General features: G+C 35.7%; 12 protein-coding genes. 4 read left to right on the top strand and 8 right to left on the bottom strand.

The features are described 5' to 3' along the window. Positions 1-261 precede the first annotated feature (261 nt). Complete coding sequence (locus tag ACTYA4_RS09275) at positions 262-1,452, top strand: PDZ domain-containing protein (RefSeq protein ID WP_443482390.1); 1,191 nt, start codon at positions 262-264, stop codon at positions 1,450-1,452. Between the two features lie 359 nt (positions 1,453-1,811). Here the strand turns inward: ACTYA4_RS09275 and ACTYA4_RS09270 are convergent, their stop codons facing one another. Further along, a complete protein-coding gene (locus ACTYA4_RS09270; protein ID WP_443482389.1) occupies positions 1,812-1,952 on the bottom strand; it encodes a hypothetical protein in 141 nt (46 codons plus the stop codon). A 346-nt stretch (positions 1,953-2,298) separates the two neighbouring features. On the opposite strand from ACTYA4_RS09270, the gene ACTYA4_RS09265 reads away from it, so the two are divergent. Next, positions 2,299-2,841 (top strand): sugar O-acetyltransferase, encoded by a 543-nt coding sequence (locus ACTYA4_RS09265; protein WP_443482388.1) that lies wholly within the window; start codon positions 2,299-2,301, stop codon positions 2,839-2,841. A 680-nt stretch (positions 2,842-3,521) separates the two neighbouring features. Here ACTYA4_RS09265 and ACTYA4_RS09260 read toward each other — a convergent pair. The 7 genes from ACTYA4_RS09260 to ACTYA4_RS09230 form a co-directional block, all read right to left on the bottom strand. Continuing rightward, on the bottom strand, positions 3,522-4,823 hold the full coding sequence (locus tag ACTYA4_RS09260) for a hypothetical protein (RefSeq protein WP_443482387.1): 1,302 nt from the start codon (positions 4,821-4,823) through the stop codon (positions 3,522-3,524). A gap of 101 nt (positions 4,824-4,924) precedes the next feature. Continuing rightward, positions 4,925-6,211: an amidohydrolase gene (locus tag ACTYA4_RS09255; RefSeq protein WP_443482386.1), complete on the bottom strand. Its 1,287-nt coding sequence runs from the start codon at positions 6,209-6,211 to the stop codon at positions 4,925-4,927. A gap of 149 nt (positions 6,212-6,360) precedes the next feature. Then, a complete protein-coding gene (locus ACTYA4_RS09250; protein ID WP_445505598.1) occupies positions 6,361-7,560 on the bottom strand; it encodes a NupC/NupG family nucleoside CNT transporter in 1,200 nt (399 codons plus the stop codon). Between the two features lie 24 nt (positions 7,561-7,584). Then, the gene (mtnA, locus tag ACTYA4_RS09245) at positions 7,585-8,625 is read right to left on the bottom strand and encodes an S-methyl-5-thioribose-1-phosphate isomerase (protein WP_443482384.1); all 1,041 of its coding nucleotides are present in this window, start codon (positions 8,623-8,625) and stop codon (positions 7,585-7,587) included. Between the two features lie 37 nt (positions 8,626-8,662). Beyond that, entirely contained in the window at positions 8,663-9,295 is a 633-nt protein-coding gene (locus ACTYA4_RS09240; RefSeq protein ID WP_443482383.1) for a class II aldolase/adducin family protein, read from the bottom strand. Positions 9,296-9,307: 12 nt separating this feature from the next. Continuing rightward, a complete protein-coding gene (locus ACTYA4_RS09235; RefSeq protein ID WP_443482382.1) occupies positions 9,308-10,042 on the bottom strand; it encodes a GntR family transcriptional regulator in 735 nt (244 codons plus the stop codon). A 68-nt stretch (positions 10,043-10,110) separates the two neighbouring features. Further along, entirely contained in the window at positions 10,111-10,839 is a 729-nt protein-coding gene (locus ACTYA4_RS09230) for a nucleoside phosphorylase (RefSeq protein ID WP_443482381.1), read from the bottom strand. A 678-nt stretch (positions 10,840-11,517) separates the two neighbouring features. On the opposite strand from ACTYA4_RS09230, the gene ACTYA4_RS09225 reads away from it, so the two are divergent. Then, complete coding sequence (locus ACTYA4_RS09225) at positions 11,518-12,813, top strand: Glu/Leu/Phe/Val family dehydrogenase (protein ID WP_443482380.1); 1,296 nt, start codon at positions 11,518-11,520, stop codon at positions 12,811-12,813. A 143-nt stretch (positions 12,814-12,956) separates the two neighbouring features. Beyond that, complete coding sequence (locus ACTYA4_RS09220) at positions 12,957-13,898, top strand: DMT family transporter (RefSeq protein WP_445505597.1); 942 nt, start codon at positions 12,957-12,959, stop codon at positions 13,896-13,898. Positions 13,899-14,281 lie beyond the last annotated feature (383 nt).

Here is a 14,281-nt window from a genome sequence, read left to right as displayed (position 1 = left end):
TGGCTCCGCTCACACCGCCTTTATTAGGGTTAGAATCTGCATTTTCCTAGTTAGATGGTGAAGACGAGTAACTAGTCTCCCATGTAAGTTTTTTGCAGAAAAAGTAGCGCACAGTCTTTCTATTAAAAGCTTTGTGGAATATAATAGAATAATAGATAAAAAAATAACTGTTAGCGCTTACTTATAGGAGTATACCTCTTTTAAAAAGAATAAACAGAAAAAGTTACAATAGGAAGTCGTCGAAAAAGGTAGGTGGCCTTAATGGGGCAAGATTGGCTTTTTGAATTATTAAAAGGAATGAGCAAGTTTTTTTTGAATCCAGTATTTTATTTTTCCTTTTTATTGGCAGCATATTTGGGAGTGTCGAGAGTCAAAAAGGAGCGTAAATATTTTACCGTTCGAGCTCAAAATGCATATTTTGAAATAAAACAAGTATTGCCGTTAGGATTAATTATTGGATTATGTTTATCCATATTATCTGTTTTATTTGTACTTGTAGTACCGATGGAATTGGTGATCTATGTTAGTGTCATCACCATTTTATTGAGCTTGCTTTTGAAAGCACGGCTGCTTTCCCCTGTATATACAGTAGGATTGGGAATTTTATTAAGTATTGCATCGTTATACCAACAATGGGATTATTTCTTATTTTCGCAGCGTTATGTTGAAGAAACCTATATTTTTCCGACCGCTGTTGTTTTATTAGGTTTTTTGCTTGTTGCGGAAGGAATCTTCATCCAAAAAAAAGGTGTAAACAGCACTTCACCTCGCTTGAAAAAAAGCAACAGAGGTCAGTCTATCGGAGTACATATTTCCGAGCGAGTATGGCTAGTGCCTTTATTCCTTTTTATTCCACATGGGGTTCTTTCTATTCCAATCGAGGGGTGGCCGGCATTTACGGTAGGTGATCACACCTATTCACTTATTCTCGTACCATTTTTGCTGGGATTTAAACAAGAAGTAATCGGCATGCATCCCGCTTTAGCGGTTAGATCGGTTGGTAAAAATATTGTAGGATTAGGTGTTATCATTGCATTAAGTGCCGTTGCATCCTACTTCCTGCCTGTTGCCGCGATTGCCAGTGTTTTGCTTGCTATTATCGGACGTGAATGGATTTCGAACAGACAAAAAAATAAAGAAAAAAATAAATCCTTTTATTTTTCCCGAAAAAACAATGGCGTACAGATTTTAGGAATTGTCCCCGATTCCCCTGCAGATAAAATGGAGTTGAAAATAGGAGAAATCATCACAAAAGTAAATAACATTTCTGTGCAAAACAAAAAAGAGCTGTATAAAGCATTACAGCGAAACTCTGCCCACTGCAAACTAGAAGTGCTTGATATACACGGAGAAGTCCGCTTTGTGCAGCGAGCATTATACGAAGGCGATCATCACGAGTTAGGATTGCTTCTTATCCAAGAGACGAAATTTGAAGGAAATGCGGCGGTGTGAGTGTAATTTTCGGAATGTATTCATTAAGTTGAAAGTGTCGTAGTTTTTATTATTTTGATCAGTAACAAAAACCAGCTAATATCTTGAAGGGATATTAGCTGGTTATTCTTGGATTGAACAATTAGATGTGGAAAAGAGCTTTTTTCTTACTCCAGATAAGCCCTTTTCTGGAATAAAGAAAAATTTGACTTATAGATAAATTTTTAACCAGTTCGACCTTTTTGCACAAAATGATCATTCTCTGCAAGAGATTTATCCTTTTGATTATTTACGTTTCCTAGTAAAAAATAGGACGACATAACAAATATTCCTGATTATACACATTTTATCACTATGATTGATCTTTTTAATAATTATTACTACTCATTTTCATTGTTTTGTTCTTCAGAAGGTTCTTCAGTTGGATCTGGTTCATCTTCATCAACACCATTACACCCAAATAGAAATCCTAGGGACATAATAGAAGATAATAGTACAAGTAAGTATTTCTTTCTTTTCAAAGTTTATTCCTCCCTTCAAGAAAATAATATTTTCTTTTCCTAGTATCTATCTAATCCAAAAAATTATACTAATAAAAATGTTAAGTAATCCTTATTACCATTTTCTTAACAGTAAATAAGAAAAATAAAAAGAAAGGTTAAGCGTTTAAATCTTAAAGCGCTACAAGAAGAGTTGGAGAAAAACGGGTATACACGTGAAATTATTGATACATTTAAATTAATAAGTCCGGTATTTCACAAAATAGTTTTAGAAAGTTATTTAGATTTAATATAATCTAGGAGGTAGAAGATGATTTCAAGTTTTTTCTACTTTTGATTTTCTATTTTGGCAGAGAGGAGAAAAGGAATGACAGAAACAAATAAAGATAAAATCTACTATCAAAGAGGAACACGAGAACTACAAAATAAGAATATTAAAGCACAGAAATTGGTACAACAGTATAATATTTGTGATATAGAAGATTTTGAAAAGAGGGAAAAAATCATTCGTGAATTGTTTGGTTCTGTTGGAGAAAACGTAGCTATTGAGCATAACTTTCATTGTGATTTAGGATATAACATTTATGTCGGTAATAATTTCTATGCAGGATATAATTGTACGATTCTTGATATAGCAGAGGTAAGAATAGGTGATGATTGCATGATTGGTCCTAATGTAGGATTATATACGGCAGGACATTCAATTGAACCAAAAAATAGAAATAAAAATGGATATGCAATCCCCATAAATATTGGCAATAACGTCTGGATTGGTGGAAGCAGTGTCATACTACCCGGAATAACGATAGGTGATAACTCTATTGTTGCAGCCGGTTCTGTTGTAACAAAGGACGTACCGAAAAATTCAGTTGTTGCCGGAAATCCAGCTAAGTGGTTAAAAAATATATAAAGAACTTTAACTAAACCTCTTTTAATGGAAATTTAGAAATCATATTATGAAAAATTACAGCGTGATTGTATCAGATTCCATAATTAATAGGCTGTGTTAAAGTTAAATGTTGATATTGACACTTTGAAGATTGGAGCAGAAGGCGTGAGACTCCTGCGGGAAAAGCGAGTCAAAGGGAGAACCCACAGGCAAACAGCGAAGCCACTGAAAAAGTGTTTTATTGTATAAATTATAGGGGCAACCCTTATATTTAGTAGGATAAAAATGGTATAGAGAGTTAGAAAACGACCATCATGTTGGTTAGGAGATGCGTCCGCACGACTCCTGCGGGATTAGCGAGACAGGCGAGACCCTGCAGGAGCGTAGCGACGAAGCGGCTCGGCGCTCGCCCCGCGGAAAGCGTGTGGTAAGCCTCGGAAAACCGAACGAAATCTCTGCGTTGCTTGGATATTCACTATATATATATTTCATAGCATCCACTTTTTCAGTGACCTCCGCACAGCGCCGAGGAGGCTCCCAGACCGCCCGCGGAAAGCGAACGCCTCTCGCTGCAATCAACAGTCAAGTTTAACAGAGCCAAAGGAAGACCCCACACTAATAAAAATGCTAGTGTGGGGTTTGTCGACGGTCTGAAATTCGATTAGGAATCTATGTATCTTTTAGAAAAAACTAAATTTTACTTATTCATAATCTTTTCCTTGCAAATAATGAAAAAAGGCTAAATTAGTATACTTTTTTTCAATCTTTGTTTTAGCAAATTCATTTACTTCTTTAAATTTATGCTCTATTTCATCTTTATCAGTTTTTAAGAGTACAGTTCTCAATGAATACAGTTCATTTGATGCGCTAGCTTCATATACTTCAAAGAAACGATCTTTAGGCATTTTATTATTAGAGGTTAAAAGGAATGGCTGCCACCAAGAAGTAGTAATTAAACCCTTTCCTTTATTTTCTTTATTTCTCTTAGCATATTTATCTATCACTTGATCAAATTTTTCCAAATCTTTTATAGAGGAAAATTCTAAGGATAAGTCGTATTCTACCGCATTAGCTAATAGTAAGCCATCCACTTTATCAACCCGATACATCGGTGTTGATTCGTTAATTGGACCCCATTCTGGCAAATATTTAAAAATGGAGACTTTTGGTTCGAGCTGCACCTTAGCTACTAAGTTTTCACTATTTAGCAGCCCTATTAATTGGATTGCATGGTTAATATTATTGTGTCCATAAGTTATCGTTTTTTCCGGTAAAAAGTGTGGGTTATAGGAGTTTAATTTTAAGTTATATCCAGTAATAGTATTATTTTTAACAAGTTTTGCACCAAATTTGGACAATTCTTTATCGTTGTATAAAATAAAAGATTTCCAACTATCATCTATTTTTCGATAAATATTTGAATCGTTTGAATAACCGAGGTAATTCCTTCCGAGACCGCTGTTATTGACTGCTTCCATAAAGCTAGTAGTAGCAATATCTGAGGTGATTTTATCTGCAGAAACAAGTTCTTTTACAGTTACAGCATCTAATAGCTTAGTATCTATCGAAGACGCAACGTATTTAGCTAAATTACTATCAATTTTTTTATTTATCCCCGCTTTTTTCAAGCTTTCTTTAACCTTTTTATCACTATACGTTAAAGATAACTCTTTAAAACCACTTGCTTGGTTAAGTGTTTTAATAAAAGTCAATCCATTTAAGTTTTGGTCAATGGGTGGGGCTTTTTCTCCAAATACCTTTTTAATACCTATATTCACATCTTCTTTTGTTACATTCTCTTTAAACTCTACATCAAAAAACTTTTCCAAGTATTCTTCTGAATCATGAAGGGTATCACTTGATTTTATTTCTGAATTAATCGTAACCGTGTCTTTCGTCTGTTGTTGTTCATGATCATTAACGGTTTTAGTACAACCTGAGATAAATAAAACGCTTATTAATAATATACTTACTAATTCTATCATGGTTCTTTTTTTTCTCATAATCAGTTCAGCCTTTTCTATTTTGATTTTGACTTCTTAAAAGAAACCTAATTATTCATTATTTAATGAATAGTGAATTACTGCAACATTAATATGAATTATTAAGTGTTTCTAATTCTATTAACAATTTGGTTCGACTTTCTATAAATCTCTTCGACCTCTTCTGTACTAAAACGTGAAAACTCGCCATTCTCGTATAATATTTCTCCATTAATCATTGTTAATTTAATGTTATCTTTACTTCCACTATATACGATGTTGTTTACAATATGATTAACGGGCTGCATGTTTGGCTTATGCATATCAATAACAATTAAATCTGCTAATTTCCCTTTTGAAAGGGTATCGCAATTTACTAAATTCATAGCTTTTGCGCTTCCTTGTGTAGCCATGGCTAATACTTCACTACCACAAACTGATGATGGATCAGACTGTACCTTTCCTAATCCGCTCACTAAAAACATCTCTTTAAACATATCTAAGCTGTTATTGCTTGCTGGTCCATCTGTTCCCACCCCAATATTTAGACCCGCTGCGATAAAATCATTAATTGGAGCTATTCCGCTTGCTAATTTTAAATTAGCACTACAATTTAGAACAATGGATAGTTTTTTCTCTTTAAATACGTTAATGTCTTCTTTTGTTAAGTGGACTCCGTGAAATCCACCACCACCATAATCGAATAGCCCTAAACTGTTTAAATATACTGCAGGAGTCATGCCATGTCTTCTTATACATTCCTCCACTTCTTGTTTCGTTTCAGAAATATGAGTATAAACTGGAGCTTTATACTTTTTAGCGATTATAGAAAGCTCCTCTAATATATGATGGGAGGTGGTATATTCAGCATGAAAACCCATCTCATACGTTATTAAACCGTTGTATCGATTATTATTGTTTAACTTTAGATAATTTTCTTCTATCTCACTCGGACTTTGCACAAAATCATTTAATCCACCTAATATGACCGTACGCATACCGCAATCATAGGATGCTTGAGCAATACTTTCAGGGTAAAAATACATATCAAAATTTGCTGTAATTCCACTTGTTAGATATTCTAAGATTGCGAGTTTAGATAAATGATAGATATCATCTTTATTCAATTTAGCTTCAAAAGGAAAAATACTTTCTTCTAACCAGCTTTTTAATGGTTTATCATCTGCCATCGATCGTAAGCAGGTCATCGCTGAATGCGTGTGAGCATTCTTAAATCCAGGCATGATCAAATTATGATTTAAATCAATTTCGCGATCCCACACTATGGAGCATTCTTTCTTAGGTCCAACATAAGAAATCGTAGAACCTTCTACCCATACTTCACCAAAAGTAATCTCCATGTTTTTTTTCATTGATAATATGTAGCCATTGTAAAATCTCGTATTCACGATAATTGTTCCTCCTAGTAATGATTGACTGATTACTTCCTGCGGATTGTAATGTACTAAAAAGTGGGAGAGGAGAAACCTTCCCACTGTATTTTAGTTTCACTTTATCTTAAAATTGAGTAAATATAGCGTAATACTCAACATTTATCTTACCAGACGAACAAACCAACAATAGCTGCACTCATTAGTGAAACAAGTGTCCCTGAAAGAATCATCATCCAGACACCACGAGATAAATTAGTTGCTTTTTCTTTACTAACAATCCCATTAAAACAACCGAGGACCATGCCAATCGTTGAAAAGTTGGTAAAAGAAACAAGGAACGTACATAAGACAGCTTTCATGTGTGGTGAAAAAGTATTTAACTTTGGCATAATATCAGCCATCACGACAAATTCATTGGTAACAAGCTTCGTTCCCATGTATTGGGCCGTTTTAAAAGCTTCATCAATTGGCAAACCGAGCAGAAGCGAAAATGGCATCATCGCTGTCCCAAGAATACTGCTAAGCGTCAACCAGGAAGCAAAAATTTGTAAAATTTTATCGATCAAAGCTGCAAGTGCTATAAAAGAAATCAGCATTGCTGTAATAATTAAAATTAGCTTCCCTGCTCCTAAAATGGAATCTCCAAGGAAAGAGAAAAAAGGTGGCTTTTCTTCTTTTTTCAATTCGAAAATCACATCTTCATCTTTTGGCACCTTTACTGGATTTAAAATACTTGTGACAATAATTGTATTAATAATATTAAGCGGAATAGCTGTCAGAACAAACTGTGAAGGAATCATTTGCGTGTAGACACCAATCATTGCCGCAGATACACAGCTCATCGACATCAAGGAAATGGTAAATAGACGCTCGGAACTCATGGATTTGAGCTGACCACTTGAAACAGCGAGTGCTTCAGTATTTCCGAGGAACATCATTTCAATAGCAAAGAAGGACTCAAATTTAGGTCGTCCAGTTAATTTGGAAAGCGCCCAACCTAGGCTGTGTATAATTTTCGGTAAAATTCCGAAATAAGTTAAGATATCAAAAAGCGGTACAATCAACAGAATCGGCATGAGGGCACTAAATACAACATCCATATTTTTAACATGCACCATGCTGGCAAAAGCAAATCCAATACCAGAGTAGGCTGTCTCCATCAACCAGTTGAACCCAACGGCAATTTGGCTGATAATCCACCTTCCAATTGGAAACACCATTAAAAACCAAGCAAGAAATACGTTAAAGACTACTAATATTCCTATAGATTTCCATTGGATATTTTTCTTGTTTTTTGAAAAAAGAAATGCAAAACCGATAAAAGCAGCAACTCCAATAATATTGATAATCAGATATAAGTTCATTATGTCCTCCTTGTAAAAGTTATTTTATTTAAAAAGCTGTTTCAAATTTTTTTCAAATGGTGCAGTGACAATCCCTTTTTCGGTAATGATAGCAGTGATTAGCTCGTTCGGCGTAACATCAAAGGCCGGATTATAAACCACAACATCATCTTCAGGTGCGGTGCGTTTACCAAAACCTTCTGTGATTTCTTCTGCTTTTCGTTCCTCAATCGGAATAGTTTCCCCTGTTTTTGTTTCCATATCAATGGTAGATAGCGGGCTTGCTACGTAGAACGGAATCCCATGTTTTTCTGCTAAAACAGCTAATCCGTAAGTGCCGATTTTATTCGCTGTATCCCCATTTGCTGCAATACGGTCACACCCCACAATGACAGCATCTATTTTCCCTTGCCTCATTACCATTGCGGCCATGTTGTCAGTAATGAGAGTCACATCGATATCAGCCCGCATAAGTTCCCATGTTGTCAACCTAGCTCCTTGTAATAACGGTCTTGTTTCATTAGCAAAAACGTTAATATTCATGCCTTTTTCTTTAGCAAGGAATATAGGTGCAAGCGCTGTTCCGTATTTATTTGCTGTTGCAATTCCACCTGCATTACAGTGAGTGAGAAGTGTCATCCCATCTTTTAATAATGTCAAGCCGTAATCACCGATTGTTTTGCAAATATCAGCTTCATCCGCTTTGATAGCATGTGCTTCGTTATTAAGCAAACTTTTTAGTTCTGACACGGATTTTGATTCGTCAAGCATTGCATCCATTCGGCGTAGTGCCCAGAATAAGTTAACTGCTGTCGGACGGGAACTCGCGAGTTTTTCTGAAATTTCGCGGCACTGTTTAATAAAAGTCAAGCTGTTGTCCGTCTCCAGTTGATTAGAAAAAAGAGCCAACCCGAATGCAGCTGCAATTCCAATCGCTGGTGCACCACGGATTTTCAGTTCAAAAATGGCATCCCACAAATCTTTGAGGTTTTCAATTTCCAAATAAACTTCTTCGTTCGGTAATTTGGTCTGATCTAGAAATGTAATTTTTGAACCATCATAGGTTACAGATTCAATAGTTTTCATATGATTAATTCCCCTTTAATAAAAATTCAGCAGTTTATCAAATAGCCATTTTCTGCTTCATTTCCTGAATGGCCCTTTCACTGACAAGATGGACCTCACCTGCAGATTTAGCAAAATGATAAATTTTTGCAGAATCTTCTAAATATACAGATTTCATGTAGGCTTCTTCAAGTGTGGTACCAATTGTGAGCGCACCATGATTTTTTAGCAGGCAAGCGGAGGTTTGATTTTTCTTTAAAGTAGCAACAACTTTTTCTCCAAGTTCTAAAGTGCCTGGAAGGGCGAATGGCGCCACTGGAATTTCCCCTCCTAGAAGTACCATTTCAATTAAGACAACAGGAATTTGCTGATTCAAAACAGCAAAAGCTGTTGCATAGGGAGAATGGGTATGTGCAACTCCTGCTGCTTCTGGCATTGTTGCATAGATCGCAAGATGCATCTGCCACTCTGATGAAGGGGGAAATTTTCCTTTAATGCAATTTCCTTTCAAATCAAGTATAGTAATGTCTTCAATTTTTATCGTTTCGTAATCGACGCCACTTGGTGTAATGGCTATGACGCCAAGCTCTCTGTCAAATGCACTAAAATTACCACTTGTACCTGCCATAAGACCAGTACGAAAAGCTTTTAGTGCGTAGGCATGAACTTCTTGCTGTAATATTTGATACATGTCCTATCCACCTTATCTTCTGCGGACCAAATTGAATTTCATGATGTTGCTTGCAATATAACTTTTACCGTAAAACACCGGGTGATTTGCATTATCGTAAAAAGTTTGTTCCAGTACTTGCAGCGCTTCATTTTCAATAACGCCGAGTTTTTTGGAAATTTCTTCTGAAGCGTTTTCAGCAAACATATTACACTGTGAACTAAAAATCTCAATGGAATGAACATGACTTAAATAATCTAAAATAGACTGATCATCATCTCCTGTAAATGTTTTATTCATTAAAAGACGTTCTGGCATATAGACTTTATCCAGAGCAAAAGGCTTTTTATCCGCAGTCCGAATCCGTTCAAACACATACAGTTCCTCATTTTCTCCCATACGAAGCTGTTTTTTGATATGTAAATCATTACTTAACTGAGGTTTGGTCACAGCGATTGTCCCTACCTGATAGTTCTGGGCGCCAACTAGTTCAGTCACACTATCTAGTTTTTCAATACCGCTTGATAAAACGGGAGATTTTGAAATCACAAATGTACCTACACCATGCTTTCTTACAATGTAACCTTCTAATTCTAAACGCTGTAGTGCTTCACGCAGAACTGGTCGACTAATATTTAGTTTGTTTGCAAGTTTTTGTTCAGCATCCAGTTTTTCTCCTATTGCTAAAACATCTGTTTCAATAAGGTCCACGATTTTTTTAAATGCAATGGTTGCTAATGATTTCTTTTCTATGCTAATATCTTTCATTTTTTTCCCTCCTAAAACGACATTAAAATTCTATTTTACAGCAGCGGCTGTCGTCCTAAAAGAAATAGTTAAATTTTCAAGAATGTATCGAGTGCGATATCAATCTCATTTTGAATCGCTTGATGAACTAAGTCTTTGTGTGGATTGTAGTTGTTCATATCTGCAAAAGCATATCCATCAAGTGCGAAAATACCTGCAGCTGCAACACCTCTAAGCCTGGCAATTACATATAGAGCAGCTAGTTCCATTTCAGCCCCTAAGGCACCTGATTCTTTATATAGCATATGTGGGAATTCTAATGGTCCGGCATAAAATGCGTCGAGCGTGACAATCGTTCCTAAACCATATTTAATATCTTTTGTTTTTGCTGTATCTTCAAGAGCGGTTAACAATTTAAAATCTGCCACTGCTGGAACGCCTTCTGGAACAAGCTGTTTGGTCAGACCCTCTGCGCGAACGGCTGAATCAGCAATAATCAGACTGCCTGGAGGTAAATCCTCGTGATAAGAACCAGCTGTACCAACACGAATGATTTTTTTCGCTCCAGCTTTAATTAACTCTTCAAAGCAGATCGCTGCACCTGGTGCACCAACACCATGACTGCAAACTGTAATTTTAACTCCTTTGTAATACCCATTGATCGTGCGATATTCACGGAAATAAGCAATCTCTTTCGAATCTTCCAGCTGATCACCAATCAGCTTGGCTCGATCTGGACTGCCGCAAACAAGTACTAATTCTGAGATTTCACCTGGCCGTACTCGTAATGTGGGCATCAAATTTTCTGCATTTTTCATATTATCACCTCGAATTTCACCTAAGAGGTTTGACCTCTTGACCTCATAATAATTAAAAAAAGTGAAAGTTGTCAAGGGGTTGTTCTCAATTTTCTGATAGTTTTTTAATTTCATTAATAGTTTTTCCATCAAGATATTTCTCTGAATAATACTTAAATGTTTCCTATTTGGGTAATGAGCATCTTAGAAAGGAAAATAATGAAGAAATCGAACGTTTGCAATCTCTAGAAATAGGGAATTTTTTTGGAAGTATAATAGTGAATATATTGTTTCTTTCTCTAACAAGAGAAATTCTGACACAAAATATCCTGCGTTAATAAAAATTGTGTCAGAAATTATGACATCTGTGTAGACGGAACAGCTTATTTCTAATATTATGATTGCAGTTAATCATTGTGTTAATAAAATAATAATTGGCACCATGGTTATTCAAGTAATAGTTTATTAAACGTAAGCAGAATTATGGTGGTGTTTTTATCATAGTAAAAATGGTTGTTTTTAAATTACTCGTTATAATTATTTTTACGAAAAATGAAGGCAACTAATAAAGGAGACATAGCAATGAATTAACTTTAAAATCTGTTTATGACATCCTAAAAATAACTGAATATCAGTCATTAAAATTATACTAAAAAATAATCGTTTTAAAATTAAATATAATGCATACGAGGTGCACAAATGATAAAAGAATCAACTAGTACTATAAATAAAGTGGAAAAAACAGATAAACAAGAAGAAGAAATAGGTTTACTCCGTTCCACTCAAGCTATTATTAAGGAAGCAATTCATAAATTAGGCTTTAGCAACGATATGTACGAGCTGCTGAAAGAGCCGCTTCGCATGCTTACTGTTCGAATTCCAGTACGAATGGATGATGGTTCCACGAAAATATTTACTGGCTATCGATCACAACATAATGACGCAGTAGGACCTACAAAAGGAGGAATTCGCTTTCATCCTGAGGTAAATGAAACGGAAGTAAAAGCTTTATCGATGTGGATGAGTTTAAAATGTGGAATTTTTGATCTTCCTTATGGTGGTGGAAAAGGGGGGATTGTTTGCGAACCCCGTAACATGTCATTTCGGGAGTTAGAACGTTTAAGCCGAGGATATGTACGTGCAATTAGCCAGATTGTAGGGCCAACAAAAGATATTCCGGCACCTGATGTCTTTACAAATCCACAAATTATGGCATGGATGATGGATGAATATAGTCGTATACAAGAATTTGATTCACCAGGATTTATTACTGGAAAACCTCTTGTACTAGGAGGATCACAAGGACGTGAAACAGCTACAGCTAAAGGTGTTACTATATGCATTGAAGAAGCAGCAAAGAGAAAAGGGATTGATTTAAAAGGTGCACGAGTAATTGTCCAAGGGTTTGGAAATGCAGGAAGCTATATTGCAAAATTTATGCAAGATGCTGGTGCAAAAGTGATTGGAATTTCAGATGCGAACGGGGCGCTTTATGACAGAAGCGGGCTTGATATTGAATATTTACTGGATAGACGCGATAGTTTTGGTACAGTAACGAATCTATTTACAAATGTTATTAGTAATAAAGAATTGCTTGAAAAAGAATGTGATATTCTTGTTCCAGCAGCCATTTCTAATCAAATTACAGAGGCGAATGCAGAACATATTAAAGCGGAAATTGTTGTGGAAGCTGCCAATGGGCCAACAACATTTGAAGCAACAAAAATACTGACAGAAAAAAATATCCTGCTTGTACCTGACGTACTTGCTAGTTCTGGTGGAGTAACTGTTTCCTACTTTGAATGGGTGCAAAATAATCAAGGGTATTATTGGCCTGAAGAAGAAGTGGAACAAAAATTACGATCGAAGGTTATCGATTCTTTTCATAGAGTTTTTTCAACTGCCCAAAATTATCAAGTAGATATGCGTTTAGCTGCTTACATGGTTGGAATAAGAAAAATGGCAGAAGCTACCCATTATCGTGGTTGGGTGTAAATAGTTTGATTATATTAAATATATTGTGATTCACAAAAGCCAGTATAAAGCATTGCCGCTTTTTATACTGGCTTTTATATATTTTAGTATGTTCTTCCCCCTTTTTTTGTGCGATGATTAGTGGTGGAAAAGAGGGATAGGAATTGAAAAAAAGTACTATTTATTTCATATTATTATGTGTAATGGTCACATGGGGGATGAATGTTATTGCTACAAAAGTATTGGTAGCTAACTTTCTGCCGACTACTATGACTGCTTTCCGCATCTTTACTGCAGGCATTTGTGTCTTTATTATTCTTTTTAGTTTGAAAAAAGTACGCATGTTAACAAAAAAAGAGTGGGTATATGTTTGTTTAGGAGCGTTATTTAATGTCGTTGGCCATCATTATTTTTTATCTATCGGTTTAAAAAATACTTCTGCTACAAATGGAGGTCTTATTTTAGGGATGGGGCCGTTATTGTCCACCATTTTAGCAATCATTTTTTTACGTAGTGCGGTGACGGTTTCTAAAATGGTAGGCGTTTTCTTCGGTTTATTAGGTGTGTATTTTATCGTGCTAAAAGGGGCAAATGGATGGAATGGTGTGTCATTTGGCGATCTATATATGTTTATTAGCATCTTATCACAGGCAATCAGCTTTATTATGATAAAAAAAGTATCTAATACGCTAGACCCTCGGTTAATGACAGGATTTATGTTAATAATCGGTTCCATTTGTCTTTTTATGATTAGTTTATTTACGGAACCGAATGGATTAGCAAGCATGGCTAAAGGTTCTTTTAGTGTATGGCTTATTTTCTTTAGCTCTGCTATTATTGCAACTGCACTTGGTCATATGGCTTACAATTATGCAGTTGGAAAAATCGGCGTAACAGAAGCTGCCATTTTTATCAACTTAAATCCATTCTTTGCTTTAGTTGGTGCTGTTTTGTTTTTAGGAGAGACGATTGTGCTGTCACAAGCTACAGGATTTGTATTTATTATTGTAGGTATTTTACTTGGCTCCGGGGCTTTAGAAGAGTTTATTCGTAAGATGAAGAGGAATCCACTTAAACTTGCTTCTAAAATGGATAAGGGAATGTAAAAGTTTGTTGTTTTTGGATAAAATAATAAACATTGCTAAAGCACTGAGCAGCCTGAATACACGTAGACTCCTGTGGGAAAAGCGAAAAAGACGAGACCCCACAGGAGCATAGCGACGAGGAGGCTCGGCACTCTCCCGCGGAAAGCGAAGTGTATTCAGTCTGCGGGGTAAATAACAACAATCTATACGAAAAGAGCGTTTATATATAATGAAGAGAAAAGACCGAGGCAGACCAACTTGCCTTATCTTGTCTTTTTTTTTCTTTTTTCTTTTTTCGAACGTTTATTTCATTGGAAACGCTCTACTACGATGAGTACTCGTGTTTTGGAAGTGTGTGCTGCTAAATTTCGTAAAGGGGTAATATTAGAGGGAGAATTACAAGA

The organism is Niallia yueguangensis (assembly GCF_052663115.1).
Note: the sequence above shows the minus strand (reverse complement) of the source record. Positions and strands in the feature narration are given on the sequence as shown.

Coding starts and splice junctions, on each gene's coding strand:
- ACTYA4_RS09275 (WP_443482390.1), top strand. CDS start 262: ATGGGGCAAGATTGGCTTTTTGAATTATTAAAAGGAATGAGCAAGTTT.
- ACTYA4_RS09265 (WP_443482388.1), top strand. CDS start 2,299: ATGACAGAAACAAATAAAGATAAAATCTACTATCAAAGAGGAACACGA.
- ACTYA4_RS09260 (WP_443482387.1), bottom strand. CDS start 4,823: ATGAGAAAAAAAAGAACCATGATAGAATTAGTAAGTATATTATTAATA.
- ACTYA4_RS09250 (WP_445505598.1), bottom strand. CDS start 7,560: ATGAACTTATATCTGATTATCAATATTATTGGAGTTGCTGCTTTTATC.
- mtnA (WP_443482384.1), bottom strand. CDS start 8,625: ATGAAAACTATTGAATCTGTAACCTATGATGGTTCAAAAATTACATTT.
- ACTYA4_RS09240 (WP_443482383.1), bottom strand. CDS start 9,295: ATGTATCAAATATTACAGCAAGAAGTTCATGCCTACGCACTAAAAGCT.
- ACTYA4_RS09235 (WP_443482382.1), bottom strand. CDS start 10,042: ATGAAAGATATTAGCATAGAAAAGAAATCATTAGCAACCATTGCATTT.
- ACTYA4_RS09230 (WP_443482381.1), bottom strand. CDS start 10,839: ATGAAAAATGCAGAAAATTTGATGCCCACATTACGAGTACGGCCAGGT.
- ACTYA4_RS09225 (WP_443482380.1), top strand. CDS start 11,518: ATGATAAAAGAATCAACTAGTACTATAAATAAAGTGGAAAAAACAGAT.